This is a genomic window from Klebsiella sp. 141251 (assembly GCF_050600725.1).
Taxonomy (GTDB): domain Bacteria; phylum Pseudomonadota; class Gammaproteobacteria; order Enterobacterales; family Enterobacteriaceae; genus Klebsiella; species Klebsiella aerogenes.
Genome location: NZ_JAQIRG010000003.1, coordinates 260982 through 284414, shown reverse-complemented (window position 1 = coordinate 284414; position 23433 = coordinate 260982). Strand labels below are relative to the sequence as shown.

Sequence of the window (23433 nt, the reverse complement as noted above, 5' to 3'; positions counted from 1 at the left end):
TGGCACTTGATCCGATTTACAACGCGTTCTGCCGCGGCGGGGTGCGATCCAACAGCTCAACGCTGCCGTCGGCATTCTGCTGCTCAAGGATCACATCAAAGCCCCACAGGCGGTGAACGTGTTTAAGCACTTCGCGACGGCTCTTATCCAGCGGCACGCGGTTGTGCGGCACATAGCGCAGCGTCAACGAACGGTCGCCGCGCAGGTCAACGTTCCAGACCTGAATATTCGGCTCAAGATTGCTGAGGTTATACTGCGCCGACAGCTTAGAACGAATTTCCCGATAGCCTTCCTCATTATGAATGGCGGAAATCTCCAGGTAATTATTATGGTCGTCATCGAGTACCGTGAATAAGCGGAAGTCTCGCATCACCTTCGGCGACAGGAACTGGCTGATAAAGCTCTCATCTTTAAAATCGCGCATGGCGAAATGCAGCGTCTCCAGCCAATCGGAGCCGGCGATATCCGGGAACCAGTAGCGGTCTTCTTCCGTTGGCGACTGGCAGATACGTTTAATATCCTGGAACATAGCGAAACCCAGCGCGTAGGGGTTGATTCCGCTGTACCACGGGCTGTTGTAGGGCGGCTGGAACACCACGTTGGTGTGGCTGTGCAGAAACTCCAGCATAAAGCGCTCGGTCACTTTACCTTCGTCATACAGATGATTGAGGATGGTGTAGTGCCAGAATGTCGCCCAGCCCTCGTTCATAACCTGAGTCTGCTTCTGCGGATAAAAATACTGGCTGACCTTACGAACGATACGCAGGATCTCGCGCTGCCAGGACTCAAGCAGCGGCGCGTTCTTCTCCATAAAGTACAGCAGATTCTCCTGCGGTTCGGAAGGATAGCGGCGGCTTGCCTCGATGGCTTTTTCCTCTTCCCGTTTTGGCAGAGTACGCCATAGCATGTTCACCTGGCTTTGCAGATACTCTTCACGGCTTTTCTGCCGCGCCTTCTCCTCCTGCAGCGATATTTTCTGCGGGCGTTTGTAGCGGTCGACGCCGTAGTTCATCAGCGCATGGCAGGAGTCGAGCAATTTTTCAACTTCATCGACGCCGTAACGCTCTTCACATTCGGTAATGTATTTACGCGCAAAGATCAGATAGTCGATGATTGAGCTGGCATCGGTCCAACTGCGGAACAGATAGTTATTTTTAAAGAAGGAGTTATGCCCATAGCAGGCGTGCGCCATTACCAGCGCCTGCATGGTAATCGTGTTCTCCTCCATTAAATAAGCGATACACGGGTTGGAGTTAATGACTATCTCATAGGCCAGGCCTTGCTGGCCGTGTTTATACGCCTGTTCGGTTTCGATAAATTTTTTGCCGAACGACCAGTGCGGATAGTTGATCGGCATCCCGACGCTGGAGTAGGCGTCCATCATCTGTTCGGAGGTGATCACCTCGATTTGATGCGGATAGGTATCGAGACGATACAGCTTCGCCACCCGGTCAACCTCGGCAAGATAGGTTTCCAGCAGTTCAAAAGTCCAGTCGGGTCCATCGCTTAACCGGGTGGTGTCCCTGTTCATGGAATCAATCGTAGCCATTAGCGCGCCCTCGTTGTTGGTGGTTCTCTCTTTGTGGAGAACCTCTTATCAAGCATAGAACACGCCATAACAAACTGCGTCTGCGGGTAATTTCTTTTCTTCGCGATTTCGCAATCCTAAAGGCCTTTATTTAACATCTTTGCAGCATTTTATACTGAGGAAAAATAAAGCGCAGCACGAGATCGTAAATCTCTGGTGTCAGTGCTGGTGCGGTTTGGTGTGAGATAAGTCACCATAAATAAAGCGTATGTTGAATAATATTTTCATCTGGGTTATCAATTTGTAATTAGATGATTGTTCTTTAACTATTACGGAGTGGCTATGCGAGTCGTCATACTGGGAAGTGGGGTGGTTGGGGTAGCGAGCGCCTGGTATTTAAGCCAGGCGGGACATGAGGTGACGGTTATCGACCGTCAGCCAGGGCCCGCTGAAGAAACCAGCGCCGCCAACGCCGGGCAGATCTCTCCCGGCTACGCGGCGCCGTGGGCGGCGCCGGGCGTGCCGCTGAAGGCGATTAAATGGATGTTCCAGCGCCATGCGCCATTGGCGATTGGCCTTGACGGCACGCAGTTCCAGCTCAAGTGGATGTGGCAGATGCTGCGTAACTGCGATACCCGCCACTATATGGAAAACAAAGGGCGTATGGTGCGCCTGGCGGAATATAGCCGTGATTGCCTGAAAGCGCTGCGTGAAACCACCGGTATCCAGTATGAAGGCCGCCAGGGCGGCACCCTGCAGCTCTTCCGCACCGAAAAACAGTATGAGAACGCCACTCGTGATATCGCCGTGCTGGAAGAGGCCGGCGTGCCGTATCAACTGCTGGAAGCCAACCGCCTGCTCGAAGTCGAACCGGCGCTGGCCGAAGTCAGCCATAAACTGACCGGCGGCCTGCGCCTGCCAAATGATGAAACCGGCGATTGCCAGCTCTTCACTACCCGTCTGGCGGCGATGGCCGAGTCGGCAGGGGTGACTTTCCGCTTTAATACCTCCGTCGATGCGCTGCTTTACGAAGGCGATCAAATCGCCGGTGTGAAATGCGGCGACGAAATTATTAAGGGCGACGCCTACGTGATGGCGTTTGGTTCTTACTCCACCGCGATGCTTAAAGGGCTGGTGGACATCCCGGTCTATCCTCTGAAAGGCTACTCGTTAACTATTCCGATTGCCGAAGAGAGCGGCGCACCGGTATCGACTATCCTTGATGAGACTTACAAAATCGCGATTACCCGTTTCGATCAGCGTATTCGCGTTGGCGGGATGGCGGAAATTGTCGGCTTTAATAAAGAGCTGCTGAAGCCGCGCCGCGAGACGCTGGAGATGGTGGTTCGCGATCTGTTCCCGCGCGGCGGCTACGTTGAGCAGGCGACCTTCTGGACAGGCCTGCGACCAATGACGCCGGACGGTACGCCGGTGGTTGGCCGCACGCCGTACAAAAATCTGTGGCTGAACACCGGGCACGGTACGCTGGGCTGGACCATGGCCTGCGGGTCCGGGCAGCTTCTGAGCGATCTGATCTCCGGGCGTACGCCGGCGATCCCTTATGATGATCTGGCCGTGGCGCGTTACAGCCCGGGCTTTACGCCGGCTCGCGCTCAGCATCTGCACGGCGTGCATAACTAAGGAGCCTCCATGTCTCGTCCGGTAAAAGCCAGCATTGACCTGTCGGCTTTACGTCAGAATTTACAGATTGTTCGCCGCGCTGCCCCTGGGGCGCGCGTTTGGGCGGTGGTGAAGGCCAATGCCTATGGCCATGGCCTGGCGCGGATGTGGCAGGCGCTGAACGCCGCAGATGGCTACGCATTGCTGAATCTCGAAGAGGCGATCCTACTGCGGGAAAAGGGCTGGAAAGGGCCGATTCTGCTGCTGGAAGGATTCTTTCACGCCGATGAACTGGCGCTGCTGGATAAGTATCGCCTGACCACCAGCGTACACAGCAACTGGCAAATTAAAGCGCTGCAGCAGGCTAAACTGCATGCGCCGCTGGATATCTATCTCAAAGTAAATAGCGGTATGAACCGGCTGGGCTTTATGCCAGAACGAGTGCATACCGTCTGGCAACAGCTGCGATCGCTCGCCAACGTCGGTGAAATGACGCTGATGTCGCATTTCGCTGATGCGGAAAACCCGGATGGCATCGTGGAGCCCTTGCGCCGTATCGAGCAGGCGGCGGAGGGGCTGGACTGCCCGCGTTCGTTGTCGAACTCAGCGGCCACGTTGTGGCATCCGGAAGCGCACTTTGATTGGGTGCGCCCGGGAATTGTGCTGTACGGCGCATCGCCGTCGGGTCAGTGGCGGGATATTGCCAATAGCGGCCTGAAACCGGCGATGACCCTCAGCAGTGAAGTGATTGCCGTACAGACGCTGAAAAGCGGCGAACGGGTGGGCTATGGTGGGCTGTATCAGGCATCCGGCGAGCAGCGCATCGGCATTGTCGCCTGCGGTTATGCCGACGGCTATCCACGCGTCGCCCCGAGCGGCACGCCGGTGCTGGTCGACGGCGTACGCACCACCACCGTCGGGCGTATTTCGATGGATATGTTGGCGGTAGATCTGACACCTTGTCCGCATGCGGGTATTGGCGCGCCGGTTGAGTTGTGGGGGCAGGAGATTAAGATTGACGATGTCGCTGCGGCCAGCGGCACCGTCGGTTATGAATTAATGTGCGCTCTGGCGCCGCGCGTACCGGTGGTGACAGTGTAACTTTGTGTGAGGCGGATCACTCCGCCTCATCTTCCGCAACCCGCACACCCACCTTCAGTACGTGGTCGTCCTCTTTTTCGGCGACAGTCCACACCATACCGGCAAACTCCACCTGATCGCCGACGACCGGCGCGGCGCCCAACAGTTGCTGAATCACATCGCCCAGCGACTGCTGATGTTCGCGAAATTCTTCACCGCCGTCGAGGCCATAAATCTGCGCCACATCGGCGAATTTAGCTTCCGCATCGAGGATAAAGTCGCCAAAGAACCGCTGATCGAGTGAGACCGGCGGCGACTGGCTGAACATTTTACCCAGCGCCGGTAGGTCGCGCTCGCGGCCGATAACGCAAAGAATATCACCATCCATCAGCCGCGTGCTGCCGGTAGGATGCAGCAGTACGTTGTCGCGGAAGAGTGCGGCGATACGCGTTTCCGGCGGCATGTGGAGGTCGCGCAACGCTGCGCCAACGCACCATTTATCATCACCCAGCTGGTAGACAAACTGTTCCCACGGATTTTCCGGATGGATATCCAGCCCGACGCGTGAGATAGGCCAGCCGACCGGCGGTACCACGACCTTCGCTTTTTTCGCCGCCCAGGAGAGCGAGGTGCCCTGAAGCAGCAGTGAAATCAGCACCACGAAAAAGGCGACGTTAAAGAACAACCGCGCGTTCTCAAGCCCGGCCATCATCGGGAAAACGGCGAGGATAATCGGCACCGCGCCGCGCAAACCGACCCAGCTGATAAACACCCGCTCGCGCAGATTAAAACCGCGGAACGGCAGCAGGCCAGCAAATACCGACAGCGGACGCGCGATGAAGATCATCCACATTGACAGCAGTAGCGCCGGAATCGCGATCGGCCACAGGTCGGACGGTGTGACCAGCAGGCCGAGGACGAGGAACATGGCGATTTGCGCCAGCCACGCCAGGCCGTCAAAGTTTTGCAGAATGCCGTGGCGGTTGCGAATGGGTTTATTACCGAGCAGGAAACCGCAGAGATAGACCGCGAGGATACCGCTCCCGTTCAGTGAGGTGGTGACGGCGAAAATCATGATCCCGCCGCTTAGCGCCAGCAGCGGATAGAGCCCGGTAGGCAGGACGATGCGGTTAATCATCTGCAGAAGCAGATAACCGCCGCCGAGTCCAATAGCGATGCCCAGGCCAAACTGTTGAATGATATGCACCACAAACATCCAGCTCAGTCCGGCTTCATGCTGCTGGATCATTTCAATCAGGGTAATGGTGAGGAACACCGCCATCGGGTCGTTGCTGCCGGATTCAATTTCGAGGGTCGAGCCGACGCGCTCGTTAAGCCCTTTACCGCCGAGCAGCGAGAACACCGCCGCCGCATCGGTGGAGCCGACGATGGCGCCAATTAGTAGCCCTTCGATTAAATCGAGCTTGAACAGCCATGCCGCCATCATCCCGGTGAGGGCGGAGGTTATCAGCACGCCGACCGTCGCCAGCGACAGCGCTGGCCAGAGCGCCACGCGAAACGAACTGGCTTGGGTGCGCATTCCGCCGTCCAGCAGGATCACCGCCAGCGCGAGGTTACTCACCATATAGGCGAAAGGATAGTTATCGAAAGGAATGCCGCCGATACCGTCTACGCCTGCCAGCATACCGATGGCGAGGAAGATAACCAGAATCGGGATGCCGAGGCGTGAGGAGAAAGAACTCAATAAAATACTGCAGGTTACTAAAACAGAACCCAGGATAAACAGACTAATGACCGCAGCGGCGTCCAATGTTCACGTACTCCTTGTCAGCGTGAAGGGGTGAAAATTACACCATTTTAACAATCCGCGCGTTTGCAGGATACTCGCGCAGAGGAATTTTTATTCCGTCAGCACCGGATGGCCGCTTATCGTTAAGGTTGCGGCTGAGGCGTTGTTGACCAGCCGCGCCCGCGCGCCGAGAGGCAGGGTAACGGTGCGCTGTTCATGACCGAACTCGAGGCCGGTCAGCAGCGGGATGGCGAGTTGCTGACGTAGCCAGGCGTAGACGGTGGGAAGATCATAACCGTCGTCGTAGTCGTTGGGTTGCGCGCCGGTAAAACTGCCGAGCACGATAGCCCGCTGGCGGGCAAGGATCCCGCTGTTGAGTAACTGCAGCAGCATTCGTTCAACGCGGAACGGATGCTCGTTGATATCCTCAAGCACCAGAATACCGTCGTCAATCTGCGGGAGCCACGGCGTGCCGATGAGCGACGTGACCATCGCCAGATTGCCGCCCCACAGGGTCCCTTCGACGCGGCAGGTTGGGCCGTCGCTTTGCCATTCGAGAGTAAATTCGGGTTCGCGTAGCGCCTGCCAGAAGTGATGTTCAGTAAACGCATTCAGGGTTTCGGCGCCGAAATTGCCCGCTAACATCGGCCCGCTGAAGCTGATAGCGTTGGCTTTAGCCAGCAGTCCCATCTGGATGGCGGTGAAATCGCTGTGGCCGCAGATAAGCAGCGGTTCCCGCTGTTGGCGTTTCGATAATGCCTGCCAGTCGATATGCGGTAGTAACCGGGTGGCGCCATAGCCGCCGCGCACCGCCAGCACGATGTGGTTTTTTCCCTCAAGGGATGCAAGTTGGTTAATATCGGCCAGACGTTCGCTGTCGCTGCCGGCGAAACGCTGCTGTCGACGGGGGATCGCCTGTTGGTTCAGTACCTGATGACCGGCCTCCTGAAGACGGGCCACGCCAAGGGCCGCAGCCTGTTGATTGATACAGTAACCGGAAGGGGCGACCAGATAAAACTGAGACATGGCAATTCCTTGCAAAGAATGAAAGGGTTATCATGCCGCCTGGAACGTTTATTGTCATCTCCGTGCGGCAAACTTCAGCCAATAAGGATAGATGTGTGAAATTGAGATGGTTTGTTTTTTTATTTGTATTGTTGGCCGGTTGTAGCTCGAAGCACGATTACACCAATCCGCCGTGGAACCCGGAAGTCCCGGTGAAGCGGTCGATGCAGTGGATGCCGATCAGTGAAAAAGCCGGCGCCGCGTGGGGGGTTGACCCGCAGCTGATAACGGCGATCATCGCGATTGAGTCCGGCGGTAATCCCTCGGTGGTCAGTAAATCCGGTGCGGTAGGACTGATGCAGTTGAAGCCGTCGACCTCCGGGCGCGATGTCTATCAACGGATGGGCTGGCGTGGCCAGCCTTCGGTCAGCGAGCTGAAAAACCCGGAACGCAATATTTCGATGGGCGCCGCTTATCTGAGCATTCTGGAAAACGGCCCGCTGGCGGGGATTAAGGACCCGCAGGTGATGCGCTATGCGGTGGTGGTCTCTTATGCCAACGGCGCAGGCGCGCTGCTGCGCACCTTCTCGTCGAATCGCCAGGACGCCATCGACGAGATTAACGATCTTGATGCCGATGAGTTCTTTGAACACGTGGCGAAAAAGCATCCTGCCCCGCAGGCCCCGCGCTATATCTGGAAACTGCAGAAAGCGCTGGACGCGATGTAGCGTCATCTCTCACCCCGTCAGGCAGGATTCGCCTTGCGGGGTGCCTTTCAGATAATCCTAACTTTCGTGGCTAATTGAACTGATGTAGCTGACGGGACCAATCAACTCTTTGTAATCCCGGTAACTTTCAGGAAGGGACTCGATTCCATTAACCGCCACCACCAGCATAGCCGTGGCCTCATCCATTTCATCGCTAGTCTGGGCTAATTTTTCGCGTAATAATCCGATAAGCGCCTGAGAATTATTATGTGAGACCCCATTCAAATCCAGACGATTATGATCCCAGACGTTGCAACCCCATGCTGTGAACCACAACAGGCTTCCTGTAACCATCAATATCCAACAAAAAGTGTTTTCAGCGACATCGACGTAGATAAATATTCGACAAGCTAATATTACGGCTAAGATGAGTGAGGGGATACTGAACAACAGAAAATTGCATCGGCGGCGTAGCATACTTAAGGCCAACTCTGGGCTTTTTTGCTGATTCTGCCAGATGTTAAGGTTGGTGATATGCAGGCTAGTAGGCAGATCTTCATGACATGGTTTTCGTACCTCAAAATGGTCAAATAAAATTCTTTCAATGACGTTCATTTCATTGCTTGCATAACGTCCGTTAGCCAACATCTGCCCGGGCTCGGGGATCCACAGATATCCTTTATGTAACAAACTGAACATTGCTAACTGAATGACCCGCGTGCCGCCGCCGTCAATCCAGGCAAGAAGCCATGGGTCGATCCCGGTCGTTAACTGCTGGGCTTTAGCCGCAGGCCGCGTCAGGGCGATAATGATTCCGATAGAAAGATAAATAGCCGGGACGACAACGATAATACAGCCGAGAAACAGTAAAGGATGCATATGCATAATAAGAGTCCACATGATGTCGCCCTCAGACTACTCAAGCCGTTCAACAGAAAATGCATAATTTATTGGCTTGATGATCGTTATAAATTCACGATATTTCTCGGGTAGCAGGGAAGTTTTACCGATGGCGACGTAATAATCAGCTGTTTCATCCGTTGTTGTCTCGGCCTCAGCCATGAGAGTATCCTTTAATCTATTTACATAATTATGAACAATGTTAATTGAGATCCCCTCACGGTCCATCCGGGTGGCATTTAAGGTAATGATGAGCCAAAGTAACAACCAAAGCCCGGTAACGATAAGCATCATGAGCCAGCTTAATACGCCGGAGTGGATAAGCGTGCTACTATCGAAAAACGTTTTCCACAGATATGTACCGATTAAAATTAATGAAGGAACGACGATCAGGATCATATTCCACGTATGTTGCGCCGGACTGAGCATCAGGCCCCTACACTGGGGATCGTCTGACCAATGGTTTTTATCGGCGACGTAAAGAGAAAGGGGTAAATTCTGGGCGCTGGGTTTTGGTGTAGAAAAATGGTCAAAGAGTATTTTTTCTACACGAGTCATCTTGCACTCTGCATACTGCTGGTTGGCGCAAAGTTCGATATTCTCAGCGCAATGAATAATGGTTACGTAGTTTTTTCTTAATAGCCTGAACATGGCTAATTGAATAACGACGGTGGCTCTGCCCCGTAGCCAGGCAAGAAACGACGGAGATATGGAGTAAGGTGGTGGTATCGGCGTGTTTTTCTCAGAAGGACGAGTCTTTGAGATAATAATCATCACTAGAATATATATCACCGTGGTTGATAATATATGGTAACCCATAAAGGATAATGGGGATAAATCAGAGATGAAATTGATTAAATTGTTCACTTCACACTCCTTGTGATAACCGCAACCTTGCGCGTGAATTTTTACCAGAATAGTAGCTAGTTTAATAGGGTGGTTCTGGTTAAACAATAAATTTAGTTTGTCTGGCGGCTTTCATTAAAAAGCACTCATCAGATATTTATGTGGTTTATGAAATTAAGCCTCCGACTTATTTCAGGAGGCTTATGTTTACGAGGTAAATTAAAAATCGTAGCCCACGGTTGCCGTGACGCTACGCTCAGCCCCCCAGTAACAGTTGCCGGTACCGTAGCAGCCGGAAATATACTCGCGATCGCCGATATTATTCGCATTAACCTGAATATAGGCGCCTTTCATCGCCGTTGACCATGCCCCGAGGTCGGCGCGCGCCATCGCATCTATCAGGGTGACTGACGGTAAACGCTCGGTATTGGCGTCATCGGCCCACTGCTTACCGATATAGCGCACACCCGCGCCAAGGGTGATGCCCGCCGGCAATTGATAGCGCGCCCAGAATGAGGCCATCTGATCCGGCGTCAGCTGAGGGGTATTATTATCGGTGCCGTCTTTCGTGTCCTGAAAGCGCAGGCGATTCCAGGTATAAGAGGCAATCGTGCTCAATTGCGGCGTAATCTGGTTATGCGCTTCCAGCTCTACGCCCTGTGAATGCACTTTCCCGGCGGGAATATAGGTGGCGGTGGCGATGTTCGGATCGCGGGTGGCGACATCTTTTTGCATCAAATCGTAAATCGCGATGCTATACAAATCGCTGCTGCCCGGCGGCTGGAATTTCAAGCCGGCTTCCACCTGTTCGGCGGTGGTGGGTTTTAATAACGTACCATCGGCGCCCGGCAGCATCGCCGGGGTAATCGCCTGGCTGTAGCTTAAGTAGGGCGAAAGGCCATTATCGAGCGCGTACAGCAGCGAGGCGCGGCCGCTGATGTGATCGTCGGAGCGGCGGTTTGACGTGCCTGAGGTGTCGCTAACCTGTTGTGAAACGATGCGGTCGTAGCGTCCGGAAACGTCAAAGTGCCAACGATTCCGCACCATTTCATCCTGCAGATAAATCCCGGTCTGGTAATAACGGCGATTATTATTATCGCTGTAGGTGATGGTATGCCCGGTTTGCGGCGTATAGCCGGTAAAGGGGTTAAGCGGCGCCGCGCCGCCGGCGCCGGTCCATAAGTCGTTGCGGAAGCGATGATACTCAGCGCCGAGGATTAACGTATGCGCCACTTCACCGGTCGCGAAATCGGCGCGCAGGCGGTTATCGGTTGACCAGCCGTCCAGCGACCCGCGGGAACCGCTGTAGCCGCGGGAAAGCAGGTCGCTGTCACCCACCCAGCCAACCTGATAAACCTGATCCAGCGAGACATTCGTATGGGTATAGCTGCCCGCGGAGTAAGCCGACCAGACATCGCTGAACTGGTGGTTGAATTCATAGCTGTAGATTTGCTCGCGGCGCTGGTAGCCATCGCCCGGATCGCCTTCATTGGTGCTGGGTGAGAGCTTACGGCCGTTGTGCGCATAACGGGTACCATCCAGCGGCAGAGAGCCGTGGTAGCCGCCGGAGGGATCTTTTTGCAGGTAGGCGCGCAACAGCAGCGAAGTATCGCTATCCGGCTGCCACAGCAAGGAAGGCGAAATCGCATAGCGCTCTTCGCGGGTATGATCATACTGCGTATCGCTGCTGCGGGTCATGCCGATGAGCCGCCAGGCCCATTGGTCATTAATGGCATCGGTATAGTCGAAGGCCGCGCCCTTAGTATTTTGCGTGCCGCCGGTCAGGCGAAAGTGCCCCTGCTGGCTGAACTGCGGCCGTTTGGAGGTCAAATTGACCACCCCGCCCGGCACGCTTTGGCCATAAAGGGCGGAAGAGGGGCCGCGGATGACGTCGACGCGTTCAATAAACCATGGGTCGATCTGCAGTACGTTATGGCTGCCGCCGTCGCTCATCAGGCGCATGCCGTCAAGGAACAGGTTATCAACGTCGCCGCCGTGGTAGCCGCGCAGCGAGATGGTATCAAAGCGCGTCGCGCCGCCGCCAAAACTGGAATAAACCCCCGGCGTATATTGTAGGGCCTGGCTTACGGTATTGGCGCCCTGATCGGCGATCTGCTGGCGGGTGATCACCGATACCGACTGGGCGGTAGTAATCAACGGCTGGTCGGTTTTCGTGGCGCCGGTTGACGTTTTGGCGCTATAGCCTTGAGTTTGCGCGCTGGCGGAGTCGTCAGGTTGCGCGGTCACGATCAGGGTATCTTGCGCCTGAGCGGCGAGAGGGAAGGCGGCCGCGAGGGCGCACACCAGCGCGGAGCGCTTAAAATTAACAGAGGAGATCATGCCATAATCCTGAATAGCGCGGTCTGGCACTCCTGTGCGCCGCCGCGGAAATAAACGAAATGCTTTTTCGTTAAAAATAATGCGAATTATTATCGTTTGCTTTTGCATGATCAAGCAAAATAGTCCTCCTCAGAGCAAGAAGATATTTTGCTGGCTGTCGGCGGATGATGGGGTAACGTCGATGGAAAAAGCGCGGCGAAGATATCGCCGCGCGCAGGGGATTACTGGGCTTTTTTCTCCGTAGCCGCCACGGCATCGTTCGCGGCGGGCTGCTTGCCAGCGGTGATTTCTGCCTGCGCCGGGCGGGTTGCCGGCAGCGCATCGCACGGTTTATCTTGCGGGCAAACCAGGTCGAGCATCTTTAACGTCACGCCGTTGGTCCAGCCAAAGCCGTCCTGCAGAGGATACTCTCCGCCGCCGCCGCCGGTACCCGTCGAACTCACGTCATATTTCTCAACCAGCTTCTGCTTGCTGTCATAGGTGTGCTGGACGTTGCTGAGGAAGCGCCAGGTGACGTCCATGGCCACCTTTTTCTGACCATAGTTCTGCAGACCTTCCACCGCCACCCACTGGAGCGGCGCCCAGCCGTTTGGCGCATCCCACTGTTGGCCGCTATTGACCGTGGTGGTGGTAAGCCCGCCGGGCTTCAGCAGGCGGCTTTCGGCGGCGGCGGCTACCTTCGCGGCACGTTCGCTGGAGGCCGCTTTGACGTACAGCGGGAACAGCGCCGCGGCGGTCAGCTGATTGCGAACTTTATGGCTCTTCAGATCGTAATCGGCATACCAGCCCTCTTTATCGTTCCACAGATATTTTTCCAGCGCCTTCTGGCGGGCATTCGCCAGCGCGTCGTACTGTCCGGCTTTAGCGCTGTCGCCTGCGGCTTTACTGGCGCGGGCAATGGTTTTCTCCATGTGGAACATCAGCGCATTGAGATCGACCGGAATGATGCTGGTGGTGCGGATAGTCCCCAGCTGCTGCGGATTATCCATCCAGCGAGAACTGAAGTCCCATCCGGAGGCCGCGGCGGAACGTAGGTCACGATAGATTTCGGTGGCCGGGCGGTTAGGATTGTTTTTGGCGGTAGTCACGTCGTCAAGCCAGGACTCCGGGCGAGGCGTATCGTTATCATCCCAGTAGCGGTTAAGCAGCGCGCCATCTTCCAGACGTACCACGCGTTTATTCGCGTTGCCGGGCGTCAGCGCATCGGCGCCTTCCATCCAGTAGCGATACTCTTTTTCCATCTGCGGCAGCCAGGTCTTTAGCGCCCGATCGCCATCGTGGCTGGCCAGCAGCTCAACCATAAAGGAAAAGAACGGCGGTTGCGAACGGCTCAGATAGTAACTGCGGTTGCCGTTTGGAATATGCCCCCAGCGGTCAATCTCGGCGGCAAAATTGGCCACCATGTCTTCCACTTTATCCCAGTGCCCGCTTTCGGCGAGGCCCAGCATGGTGAAATAGCTGTCCCAATAATAGACTTCGCGGAAGCGTCCACCGGGCACCACATAAGGTTTCGGTAGCGGCAGCAGCGAATCCCACTTCTCGACCTCGACGGTGCTGCGGGTTAGCACCGGCCATAGCCCATCAATGTGTTGACGCAGGGTTTGCCCTTTCGGTGGCACGTATTGATCGTTATCACGCGGCAGGGTGAAGTTGATCTCGACGAAATGGCGCAGATCGAAGCTGGCCTGACCTTTTTGCATCCGATAGTCGGCAAGGATCATTAGCGGATCGCTATTCGGGACCGCATCAGCGAAGGTTTTTTGGTCAGGGAAGAGTTTCGCGCTTTGCACGTCGTTAAATAGCGGGCCTAAAAGTTCATCAGGCGATTGCGGCACCGGGGAGGTGTTGTCATCTGCCTGCGCGGCGAATGTCGCCAGGCTTAACATTGCGCCTCCCAGCGCCAGTTGAATAAGGTGGGTCAGGGTTTCCGGGCGACGTAGAACCGATCTCGTCATCGATAATTCTCCATTTTACGTTTTGCTGACTTCGCGCCACTGCGAACGGCCATCAGAAAACCTTAGCCGAATATCGGCCGCCTCGCGTGCTGGAGTTAACATTTTGGCCGAAAACAGAGTATTTACCTGGCGACATATTGTCCCGGCGTTTTGCCGGTCTGAGTACGGAAGAAGTAGATGAAGGCGCTATCGCTGGCAAACTCCAGCGCCTGGGCGACATCCGTGATGCGCTGGCCGCAGGACAGCAATTCTACGGCTTTCATCAGCCGCCACTGCTGGCGCCACTGCTGATATGACATGCCGGTTTCGCGCTGAAACAGGCGGCTGATGGTCTTTTCTCCGGCGCCGCATTGCGCCGCCAGTTGTTGAAGTAGCGGCGGTTGCTCATGGCCGTTGAGATGACGCAGGCGTTTATCCTGCGGCAGCGTTAGCATCATCGGTTCGTGTTTTGCCGCGCCGATTTCCGCCACGCAAAGCGCCGCCAGGTGCAGGGCCGGGCCCTGTCGCCAGTCGGTATCCCAGGGGCTGGCGCTAATGCGTTCCAGTAGCTCGCGCAGCAGCGGCGTAACGTTGAGGATCGCAGGCTGACGGGGCAACTGCGGGTATGAGTCATTGGCGAACCATACCGAACGGTAATCAACGATGTGCTGCATTTCGGCGCGGTGGGTGACGCCTGCGGGGATCCACGCCACGCGGGTCGGCGGCAACATACACAATAGCGCGCCGTCGTTCAGCGTCAGCCGGATGCAGCCCTGACGGGTAAATAGCATCTGTCCCATTTGATGTTGATGCAGACCATCGTCATGATCGCCGTTAAGGGTCGCTTGCACGCCAATCAGCGGCGCATTGAATATATCTGGGTCAAAGGATGCATCCGCGCTGAGCCAGGCCATGATGTCTGATTCTCGATGTTAAGTGTCATTATATTTATAATCACCGATTTTGCCGCTCCCTACAATGGCGCCTCTGATGAGGGAGATTGATATGTTAAGTCGTTCGGCGATGGCGCTGGTTACCGCATTACTCATGTTTCCGCAAATCGCGGAAACTATCTATAGCCCGGCGCTGACTGATATCAGCGCCCATTTTTCCGTTAGCGCCGCCGATGCGGCGCAGACGCTGGCGGTCTATTTCATCGGCTTTGCCATCGGTGTGCTGTTCTGGGGCTGGTTCAGCGACCGGCGTGGACGGCGGCCGGCGTTATTGCTCGGTCTGGCGGTGTATACCGCAGGCTGCATGCTGGCGCTGGCGGCGCCAAATTTTGGCGTATTGCTGGCGGCTCGCATCGTGGCGGCTTTCGGCGCGGCTATCGGGTCGGTGGTTGGGCAAACGGTGTTGCGCGATGCGTTTGAAGGTCGGCAGTTGGCGGCGATTTTTTCCTTCGTGGGCATGGCGCTGGCTATCAGCCCAGCAATTGGCGTCTATTCTGGCGGCGTGTTGGCGGGGTGGTGGGGGATGTATGGCGTGTTTAGCGCCCTGGCGTTGCTGGCGGCGACGCTATTGCTGCTGTGCGCGGCGGTAATGCCGGAAACCCGGCCGTCGCGAACGGCAAATCAGGCGCTCTGGCCGCTATTACTGCGCATGATGGTGGATACAAAAATCCGTTTAGCGGTGGCGCTGGTGGCGGCATTGAATATCGGTTTGTTCAGCTACTACAGCCAGGGGCCGTTCCTTTTTGCCCGCCTGGGGCTGGATGCGCGGGCTTTTGGCTACAGCGGTATGGCGCTGGCCGCGGGAGCGTTAGCCGGCGCGCAGGGGAATCGTCTGTTGCTACGACGTGGAGCGGGGCAGCAGCACATATTTATTTGTGCCGGTCTTCTGTTATTGCTCGCCAGCGCAGGCGTTGGCCTGTTAACACATTCATGGCTCTTTTTGCTACCGATGATGGGGGTAGCGACAGCCTATGCCATGGCGATCCCCGTGGTGCTGGGTACGGCGCTTAGCGATTACGGCGATTGCCGCGGTAGTGCCGGGGCGCTGCTTGGCCTGGCCTATTATTTGATTATCGGCTTGGGGCTGGCAATTGTGGGTTGGGGGGAATCCTTGGGTATCACGTTAGCGATCTGTGCGGCGGTGAGTGCGCTTACCGGTTGGCGTTATCTGCGGCACATGGATGATGAGTTTTCCTGATTTGTGATGATTAGCACAAATCACTGCTTGGCAGGTATGTGACTGGATGAAAAATCGATATTGATTTTAATCAAGGAATTACCTGCTATAAAATAGCCTAAAAATTAGGTTAAAATAATGTTTATAATGATAACCAATTGTTTGTTTTTGTTTTCAGCTAAATTAATGAAATATATCTTTACATACAAATAACGTGAAAAATTGTGACCTCATCCCGTAATGAATCGAAATAAATACAGTTTTCTCATTTTATTTGATTGTTTACACCTGAGGTTTAAACAGAAATTAATGTGAAATGCCTCCTTTTATTGCTTGAAAATTACCCTTTGCTCGCTCATTTTTAGCTTAAAAATTAACCTTTTTTATCCCCATAAATATTTTTTATCCCCTCATATTTCTTTGACTAAAATCATGATTAATTTCATGTTTTTGATTTTAAATTATTGATTTTAAATGTTTTAATTTGTTTTTTGGATAAGGTTGATTATAGGTGAAAGGGCTTTGTGAGTGGTCTCACACAACCACCAGATCATCATTTGATACACTTCCCGCCGTCAACAAAGTCATTAACGTGGATAACCAATATGAATACTATTCCGCTCCCTAAAACTCAGCACCTGGTTGTATTCCAGGAGGTGATCAGAAGTGGTTCGATTGGTTCAGCAGCGAAAGAATTAGGATTAACTCAACCTGCAGTCAGTAAAACAATTAATGATATTGAAGACTATTTCGGTACCGAGCTCATCGTCCGTAAAAATACCGGTGTAACTTTGACTGAAGCCGGGCAGGTGCTGTTGACCTGGTCGGAGTCGATTACCCGTGAAATGAAAAATATGGTTAACGAAATGCACAGTATGACCTGCAGCACAGTCGTTGACGTCTCGTTCGGTTTCCCGTCGCTAATCGGCTTCACTTTTATGTCGGATATGATCCATAAATTCAAAAAATTATATCCAAAAGCACAGGTCTCGATGTATGAAGCGCAGCTTTCTTCGTTCCTGCCGGCGATCCGCGATGGTCGTCTCGATTTCGCCATCGGCACGCTGAGCGATGAAATGAAGCTGCACGATCTACATGTCGAACCGCTATTTGAATCGGAATTCGTCCTGGTGGCCAGCAAATCGCGAACGCGGAGCGGCAGTGCCACGCTGGCATCGTTACAGCACGAACAGTGGGTATTGCCGCAAACCAATATGGGTTACTACAGTGAACTCCTCGCCACGCTTCAACGCAGCGGCATCAACAATGAAAACATCGTTAAAACAGACTCTGTCGTTACTATTTATAATCTTGTTCTCAATGCTGATTTCCTGACGGTTATTCCGTGTGATATGACCGCACCATTTGGCTCTAATCAATTTATTACTATTCCTGTCGAGGACGCATTACCGGTAGCGCATTATGCTGCGGTATGGTCGAAGAATTATCGCATTAAAAGCGCGGCCTCGGCGTTAGTTGAATTAGCGAAAGAATATTCAGCCCATAGCGGTTGCCGACGACGACAATTAATCACCGTTGATTAACTGTCTTTTATATTGATTGAAACTTAAGCTGCGATTTATTTATCAGTCGCTGCCCATTAACGCTATTTGTTTAATTCCAGGTTAAGAGGTTCTCATGCATATTACATACGATCTTCCAGTTGCTATTGAAGATATCCTCGAAGCGAAAAAAAGATTGGCAGGTAAAATATATAAAACGGGGATGCCGCGTTCGAATTATTTCAGCGAACGATGCAAAGGCGAAATCTTCCTTAAGTTTGAAAATATGCAGCGCACCGGTTCTTTTAAAATTCGCGGCGCGTTTAATAAACTCAGTTCGCTGACTGATGCGGAAAAGCGCAAAGGCGTGGTGGCGTGTTCCGCCGGTAACCATGCGCAGGGCGTTTCGCTCTCCTGCGCTATGCTCGGCATCGACGGTAAAGTGGTGATGCCGAAAGGCGCGCCAAAATCAAAAGTGGCCGCCACCTGCGACTATTCGGCGGAAGTGGTGCTACATGGCGATAATTTTAACGACACCATCGCCAAAGTCAGCGAAATTGTTGAAATGGAAGGGCGGATATTTATTCCACCATACGACGATCCGAAAGTGATAGCCGGCCAGGGGACTATTGGTCTGGAAATCATGGAGGATTTATATGATGTCGATAACGTTATTGTACCGATTGGCGGCGGCGGTTTAATTGCCGGTATCGCGGTGGCGATTAAATCGATCAACCCGACCATTCGTATTATTGGCGTACAGTCTGAAAACGTTCACGGCATGGCGGCCTCGTATTACGCCGGAGAAATCACCAATCATCGCAATAATGCCACCCTGGCTGACGGTTGCGACGTTTCTCGCCCGGGAAATATTACTTATCAGATCGTTCGTGAATTAGTTGACGATATTGTGCTGGTCAGCGAAGACGAAATTCGCAACAGCATGGTCGCACTTATTCAACGCAATAAAGTGATTACCGAAGGGGCCGGGGCGTTAGCCTGTGCCGCATTATTAAGCGGTAAGCTGGACAGCTATATTCAGAACCGAAAAACCGTCAGCATTATTTCCGGCGGCAATATCGACCTGTCTCGCGTATCGCAAATTACTGGTTTAGTTGACGCTTAATCTTTTTGATGAGGATAGGATATGAGTACTACAGATAGCATTGTATCCAGCCAGACCAAAGAGTCGTCCTGGCGCAAATCGGACACCACCTGGACCCTGGGCTTATTCGGCACCGCCATTGGCGCCGGGGTATTATTCTTCCCGATCCGCGCCGGTTTCGGCGGCCTGATCCCCATCTTACTGATGTTAGTGCTGGCCTACCCGATCGCCTTCTATTGCCATCGGGCGCTGGCCCGGCTGTGCCTTTCCGGCTCAAATCCTTCCGGCAACATCACTGAAACGGTAGAGGAGCACTTTGGTAAAACCGGCGGGGTGGTGATTACTTTCCTTTATTTCTTCGCGATTTGCCCGCTGCTGTGGATTTACGGCGTGACGATCACCAATACCTTTATGACCTTCTGGGAAAACCAGCTGCAGCTGCCGGCGCTGAACCGCGGTTTTGTCGCGCTGTTCCTGCTGCTGCTGATGGCGTTTGTCATCTGGTTCGGTAAAGATCTGATGGTGAAGGTAATGAGCTATCTGGTATGGCCGTTTATCGCCAGCCTGGTGCTGATTTCTCTGTCGCTGATCCCTTACTGGAACTCCGCAGTTATCGATCAGGTCAATTTAAGCGAGATTTCGCTGACCGGTCACGATGGCATTCTGGTGACCGTCTGGCTGGGTATTTCGATTATGGTGTTCTCGTTTAACTTCTCGCCTATTGTCTCTTCATTCGTGGTCTCCAAGCGCGAAGAGTATGAAAAAGACTTTGGTCGCGAGTTCACCGAGCGCAAATGTTCACAGATTATCTCTCGCGCCAGCATGCTGATGGTGGCCGTGGTAATGTTCTTCGCCTTCAGTTGCCTGTTTACGCTGTCGCCGCAGAATATGGCAGATGCCAAAGCGCAGAATATCCCGGTGCTCTCGTACCTGGCGAACCACTTCGCCTCGCTGTCCGGCACCAAATCCACCTTTGCAACGGTGCTTGAATATGGCGCGTCAATCATCGCGCTGGTGGCGATTTTCAAATCCTTCTTCGGACACTACCTCGGCACGCTGGAAGGACTGAACGGTCTGGTGCTGAAGTTTGGTTACAAAGGCGATAAAACCCGCGTTTCCAGCGGCAAGCTCAACACCATCAGCATGATTTTTATCATGGGCTCAACGTGGATTGTCGCCTACGCCAACCCGAACATTCTCGACCTGATTGAAGCGATGGGCGCGCCGATTATTGCCTCGCTGCTGTGCCTGCTGCCGATGTACGCCATCCGTAAAGCGCCATCGTTGGCGAAATATCGCGGCCGCCTGGACAACGTCTTCGTCACGGTAATCGGTCTGCTGACCATTCTGAACATCGTTTACAAACTGTTTTAATTAAGCTCAGGACGAGCGGAGTGATGACATGAATGAATACCCGGTAGTACTGGTCATTAACTGCGGCTCGTCTTCAATTAAATTTTCAGTACTTGATGCCGCCAGCTGTGAAGTATTAATGGCTGGTATTGCAGATGGCATTAATTCTGAAGATGCGTTCCTGTCAATAAATGGGGGAGAGCCGGCTAAGCTGGCTCACCACAGCTATGAAGGCGCATTGAAGGCGATCGCATTTGAATTAGAAAAGCGTGATTTAATGGATAGCGTGGCGTTAATTGGCCACCGTATCGCGCACGGCGGCAGCATATTTACCGAATCGGCGATAATTACCGATGAAGTTATCGACAATATTCGCCAGGTGTCGCCGCTGGCGCCGCTGCATAATTACGCCAATCTCAGCGGTATTGAATCAGCTCAGCAGTTATTCCCGGGCGTACAGCAGGTAGCGGTCTTTGATACCAGCTTTCATCAGACGCTGGCGCCAGAGGCATTTCTCTACGGCCTGCCGTGGGACTATTACCAGCGACTGGGCGTGCGCCGCTACGGTTTCCATGGCACCTCGCACCGTTATGTGACTCAGCGCGCGCTGGCGTTGCTTGATTTACCCGAGCAGGATAGCGGGCTGGTCATTGCTCATCTTGGCAACGGGGCGTCGATTTGCGCGGTACGCAACGGCCGCAGCGTGGACACCTCGATGGGCATGACGCCGTTGGAAGGACTGATGATGGGTACCCGCAGCGGGGATGTCGATTTTGGCGCGATGGCGTGGATCGCCGGCGAAACTAACCAGACGCTCAGCGATCTGGAGCGCGTGGTGAATAAGGAGTCCGGCCTGCTGGGGATATCCGGATTGTCATCCGACCTGCGGGTGCTGGAAAAAGCCTGGCATGAGGGGCATGAACGCGCGCGGTTGGCGATTAAAACCTTTGTGCATCGTATTGCCCGCCACATTGCCGGCCATGCCGCCTCGCTACGCCGCCTTGACGCGATTATTTTTACCGGCGGTATCGGCGAAAATTCGGTATTAATCCGTCAACTGGTGATTGAGCATTTAGCGGTATTCGGCGTCAGCCTGAATGAGGCGCTAAATAAACAACCCAACTCCGCCGGTGAACGCATTATTTCTTCCCGCGAGGCTCGAGTGATATCTGCAGTCATACCCACCAATGAAGAGAAGATGATTGCGCTTGATGCTATTCATTTAGGCAAAATTAATGCATCCCTGGAATTTGCTTAATTACGTTGTGGTCCTGTAGAGAGATTATTTTCATGAAGGTAAATATCGATACCAGCGATATGCTGTACGCCGAAGCATGGCACGGATTTAAAGGTACGGACTGGAAAGAAGAAATTAATGTCCGTGATTTTATTCAGCACAACTATACGCCGTATACCGGAGATGAATCATTCCTTGCTGAGGCGACGCCGGCGACGACCGCGCTGTGGGAAAAAGTCATGGCCGGCATTCGCGTAGAGAACGCCACCCACGCGCCGGTTGATTTTGATACTAATATCGCCACCACCATTACCGCTCACGATGCCGGCTATATTGAGCAATCGCTGGAAAAAATAGTCGGCTTGCAAACGGATAAACCGCTCAAGCGCGCGCTGCATCCGTTTGGCGGCATTAACATGATTAAAAGCTCGTTTGATGCCTATGGCCGGGAAATGGATAGCCAGTTTGAATATCTGTTCACCGAGCTGCGTAAAACCCACAATCAGGGGGTATTTGACGCTTATTCGCCGGATATGCTGCGCTGCCGTAAATCCGGCGTACTGACCGGTCTGCCGGATGGCTATGGCCGCGGGCGTATCATTGGAGACTACCGCCGCGTGGCGCTATACGGCATCCGCTATCTGGTGCGTGAACGTGAACTGCAGTTTGCCGATCTGCAGGCAACGCTGGAGCGCGGGCAGGATCTGGAAGCCACTATTCGTCTGCGTGAAGAGCTGGCGGAACACCGCCGCGCGCTGCTGCAAATGCAGGAGATGGCGGCGAAATACGGCTGCGATATCTCCCGCCCGGCGCGCAACGCTCAGGAAGCGGTACAGTGGTTGTACTTCGCCTATCTGGCGGCGGTGAAATCGCAAAACGGCGGTGCGATGTCGCTGGGGCGTACCGCCTCTTTCCTCGATATCTATATCGAGCGCGACTTCCACGCCGGGATCCTCAATGAACAACAGGCCCAGGAACTGATCGACCACTTCATTATGAAGATCCGCATGGTGCGTTTCCTGCGTACGCCGGAATTCGATACGCTATTCTCCGGCGATCCTATCTGGGCAACCGAAGTGATTGGCGGGATGGGGCTGGATGGCCGCACGCTGGTGACTAAAAACTCCTTCCGCTATCTGCATACGCTGCACACCATGGGCCCAGCGCCGGAACCCAACCTTACCGTATTGTGGTCGGAGGCGCTGCCGATTGCCTTTAAGAAATATGCCGCCCAGGTCTCGATCGTCACTTCCTCGCTGCAGTATGAAAACGATGACCTGATGCGCGCCGATTTCAACAGTGATGATTACGCTATTGCCTGCTGCGTCAGCCCGATGGTCATCGGCAAACAGATGCAGTTCTTCGGCGCGCGCGCCAACCTCGCCAAAACGCTGCTGTACGCAATCAATGGCGGGGTGGATGAGAAACTCAAAATCCAGGTCGGGCCGAAAACCGCGCCGCTGATGGATGAGGTGCTGGATTACGACAAAGTGATGGCCAGCCTCGATCATTTTATGGATTGGCTGGCGGTGCAGTACATCAGCGCGCTGAACATCATTCATTACATGCACGATAAATATAGTTATGAAGCCTCGCTGATGGCGCTGCACGACCGCGACGTATACCGCACTATGGCCTGCGGGATTGCCGGGCTGTCGGTGGCGGCGGATTCGCTTTCGGCTATTAAGCACGCGAAGGTGAAACCCATCCGCGACGACAGCGGCCTGGCGATCGATTTTGAGATTGAAGGCGATTATCCGCAGTACGGCAATAACGATCAGCGCGTCGATAGTATTGCCTGCGATCTCGTTGAACGCTTTATGAAGAAAATTAAGGTGTTGCCGACGTACCGTAACGCGGTGCCCACGCAGTCGATCCTGACGATTACCTCAAACGTGGTGTACGGCCAGAAAACCGGTAATACCCCGGATGGCCGCCGCGCCGGTACGCCGTTTGCGCCGGGGGCCAACCCGATGCATGGCCGCGATCGCAAAGGGGCGGTCGCTTCGTTGACTTCCGTGGCTAAGTTGCCGTTCACCTACGCGAAGGATGGAATCTCTTATACCTTCTCGATCGTCCCGGCGGCGTTAGGTAAAGAGGCGAGCGTCCGGCAAACCAACCTCGTCGGTCTGCTCGATGGCTACTTCCACCACGAAGAACGGATCGAGGGCGGCCAGCATCTGAACGTCAACGTGATGAACCGCGAGATGCTGCTGGACGCCATAGCTCATCCGGAAAATTATCCGAACCTGACCATCCGCGTCTCTGGCTATGCGGTGCGCTTTAATGCGCTAACCCACGAACAGCAGCAGGATGTCATTTCGCGAACCTTCACCCAGGCGCTGTAACGCAACGGGGCGACGATAATGGTCGCCCCATTTTTATCATGGGTGTGA

General features: G+C 54.1%; 17 protein-coding genes. 9 read left to right on the top strand and 8 right to left on the bottom strand.

Annotated elements, in window-relative coordinates; all coding sequences use genetic code 11:
• Window positions 1-16 precede the first annotated feature (16 nt).
• Complete coding sequence (locus PGR09_RS09060; RefSeq protein WP_015705842.1) at window positions 17-1549, bottom strand: SpoVR family protein; 1533 nt, start codon at window positions 1547-1549, stop codon at window positions 17-19.
• A 321-nt stretch (window positions 1550-1870) separates the two neighbouring features.
• Between PGR09_RS09060 and PGR09_RS09055 the strand changes: the two genes are divergently transcribed.
• Window positions 1871-3169 carry a D-amino acid dehydrogenase gene (locus PGR09_RS09055; RefSeq protein WP_047045257.1) on the top strand — a complete coding sequence of 433 codons (1299 nt, stop codon included), beginning with the start codon at window positions 1871-1873 and terminating at the stop codon, window positions 3167-3169.
• Window positions 3170-3178: 9 nt separating this feature from the next.
• A complete protein-coding gene (gene dadX / locus PGR09_RS09050; protein WP_047045256.1) occupies window positions 3179-4249 on the top strand; it encodes a catabolic alanine racemase DadX in 1071 nt (356 codons plus the stop codon).
• 16 nt (window positions 4250-4265) lie between these two features.
• Here the strand turns inward: dadX and PGR09_RS09045 are convergent, their stop codons facing one another.
• Together PGR09_RS09045 and ldcA are read right to left on the bottom strand one after the other, a co-directional pair.
• On the bottom strand, window positions 4266-5999 hold the full coding sequence (locus PGR09_RS09045; protein WP_015366069.1) for a potassium/proton antiporter: 1734 nt from the start codon (window positions 5997-5999) through the stop codon (window positions 4266-4268).
• A gap of 90 nt (window positions 6000-6089) precedes the next feature.
• Window positions 6090-7004, bottom strand: a complete 915-nt coding sequence (gene ldcA, locus PGR09_RS09040) for a muramoyltetrapeptide carboxypeptidase (RefSeq protein WP_289578501.1) — start codon at window positions 7002-7004, stop codon at window positions 6090-6092.
• A 95-nt stretch (window positions 7005-7099) separates the two neighbouring features.
• Between ldcA and emtA the strand changes: the two genes are divergently transcribed.
• Complete coding sequence (emtA, locus tag PGR09_RS09035) at window positions 7100-7711, top strand: membrane-bound lytic murein transglycosylase EmtA (protein ID WP_015366071.1); 612 nt, start codon at window positions 7100-7102, stop codon at window positions 7709-7711.
• Window positions 7712-7768: 57 nt separating this feature from the next.
• Here the strand turns inward: emtA and PGR09_RS09030 are convergent, their stop codons facing one another.
• The 5 genes from PGR09_RS09030 to PGR09_RS09010 all read right to left on the bottom strand — a co-directional run bounded on the left by PGR09_RS09030 (window position 7769) and on the right by PGR09_RS09010 (window position 14624).
• Window positions 7769-8590, bottom strand: coding sequence for a TIGR04222 domain-containing membrane protein (locus tag PGR09_RS09030; protein ID WP_430916069.1), 822 nt, complete (start codon window positions 8588-8590; stop codon window positions 7769-7771).
• Window positions 8591-8605: 15 nt separating this feature from the next.
• Entirely contained in the window at window positions 8606-9457 is an 852-nt protein-coding gene (locus PGR09_RS09025) for a TIGR04222 domain-containing membrane protein (protein WP_289578503.1), read from the bottom strand.
• Between the two features lie 198 nt (window positions 9458-9655).
• Window positions 9656-11776, bottom strand: coding sequence for a TonB-dependent siderophore receptor (locus tag PGR09_RS09020; RefSeq protein WP_430916068.1), 2121 nt, complete (start codon window positions 11774-11776; stop codon window positions 9656-9658).
• Window positions 11777-11997: 221 nt separating this feature from the next.
• A complete protein-coding gene (locus PGR09_RS09015; protein ID WP_289578506.1) occupies window positions 11998-13731 on the bottom strand; it encodes an alpha,alpha-trehalase in 1734 nt (577 codons plus the stop codon).
• A gap of 122 nt (window positions 13732-13853) precedes the next feature.
• Complete coding sequence (locus PGR09_RS09010) at window positions 13854-14624, bottom strand: AraC family transcriptional regulator (protein WP_315710919.1); 771 nt, start codon at window positions 14622-14624, stop codon at window positions 13854-13856.
• 91 nt (window positions 14625-14715) lie between these two features.
• Between PGR09_RS09010 and PGR09_RS09005 the strand changes: the two genes are divergently transcribed.
• From PGR09_RS09005 to pflB, 6 genes are all read left to right on the top strand, one after another.
• Window positions 14716-15861, top strand: coding sequence for an MFS transporter (locus PGR09_RS09005; protein WP_430916067.1), 1146 nt, complete (start codon window positions 14716-14718; stop codon window positions 15859-15861).
• Window positions 15862-16445: 584 nt separating this feature from the next.
• Window positions 16446-17384 carry a transcriptional regulator TdcA gene (gene tdcA, locus PGR09_RS09000; protein ID WP_045390453.1) on the top strand — a complete coding sequence of 313 codons (939 nt, stop codon included), beginning with the start codon at window positions 16446-16448 and terminating at the stop codon, window positions 17382-17384.
• Between the two features lie 94 nt (window positions 17385-17478).
• Window positions 17479-18468, top strand: a complete 990-nt coding sequence (gene tdcB, locus PGR09_RS08995) for a bifunctional threonine ammonia-lyase/L-serine ammonia-lyase TdcB (RefSeq protein ID WP_045376007.1) — start codon at window positions 17479-17481, stop codon at window positions 18466-18468.
• Window positions 18469-18489: 21 nt separating this feature from the next.
• Entirely contained in the window at window positions 18490-19821 is a 1332-nt protein-coding gene (gene tdcC / locus PGR09_RS08990) for a threonine/serine transporter TdcC (protein WP_045390456.1), read from the top strand.
• Between the two features lie 28 nt (window positions 19822-19849).
• Window positions 19850-21058, top strand: a complete 1209-nt coding sequence (gene tdcD, locus PGR09_RS08985) for a propionate kinase (protein ID WP_430916066.1) — start codon at window positions 19850-19852, stop codon at window positions 21056-21058.
• A 32-nt stretch (window positions 21059-21090) separates the two neighbouring features.
• On the top strand, window positions 21091-23385 hold the full coding sequence (gene pflB / locus PGR09_RS08980; RefSeq protein WP_045390461.1) for a formate C-acetyltransferase: 2295 nt from the start codon (window positions 21091-21093) through the stop codon (window positions 23383-23385).
• The last annotated feature ends 48 nt before the right edge of the window (window positions 23386-23433 follow it).

Excerpts from the sequence above, each read along its gene's own strand:
- PGR09_RS09060 (WP_015705842.1), bottom strand. The coding sequence starts at position 1,549 with ATGGCTACGATTGATTCCATGAACAGGGACACCACCCGGTTAAGCGAT.
- PGR09_RS09055 (WP_047045257.1), top strand. The coding sequence starts at position 1,871 with ATGCGAGTCGTCATACTGGGAAGTGGGGTGGTTGGGGTAGCGAGCGCC.
- dadX (WP_047045256.1), top strand. The coding sequence starts at position 3,179 with ATGTCTCGTCCGGTAAAAGCCAGCATTGACCTGTCGGCTTTACGTCAG.
- ldcA (WP_289578501.1), bottom strand. The coding sequence starts at position 7,004 with ATGTCTCAGTTTTATCTGGTCGCCCCTTCCGGTTACTGTATCAATCAA.
- PGR09_RS09030 (WP_430916069.1), bottom strand. The coding sequence starts at position 8,590 with ATGTGGACTCTTATTATGCATATGCATCCTTTACTGTTTCTCGGCTGT.
- PGR09_RS09020 (WP_430916068.1), bottom strand. The coding sequence starts at position 11,776 with ATGATCTCCTCTGTTAATTTTAAGCGCTCCGCGCTGGTGTGCGCCCTC.
- PGR09_RS09015 (WP_289578506.1), bottom strand. The coding sequence starts at position 13,731 with ATGACGAGATCGGTTCTACGTCGCCCGGAAACCCTGACCCACCTTATT.
- PGR09_RS09010 (WP_315710919.1), bottom strand. The coding sequence starts at position 14,624 with ATGGCCTGGCTCAGCGCGGATGCATCCTTTGACCCAGATATATTCAAT.
- PGR09_RS09005 (WP_430916067.1), top strand. The coding sequence starts at position 14,716 with ATGTTAAGTCGTTCGGCGATGGCGCTGGTTACCGCATTACTCATGTTT.
- tdcA (WP_045390453.1), top strand. The coding sequence starts at position 16,446 with ATGAATACTATTCCGCTCCCTAAAACTCAGCACCTGGTTGTATTCCAG.
- tdcB (WP_045376007.1), top strand. The coding sequence starts at position 17,479 with ATGCATATTACATACGATCTTCCAGTTGCTATTGAAGATATCCTCGAA.
- tdcC (WP_045390456.1), top strand. The coding sequence starts at position 18,490 with ATGAGTACTACAGATAGCATTGTATCCAGCCAGACCAAAGAGTCGTCC.
- tdcD (WP_430916066.1), top strand. The coding sequence starts at position 19,850 with ATGAATGAATACCCGGTAGTACTGGTCATTAACTGCGGCTCGTCTTCA.
- pflB (WP_045390461.1), top strand. The coding sequence starts at position 21,091 with ATGAAGGTAAATATCGATACCAGCGATATGCTGTACGCCGAAGCATGG.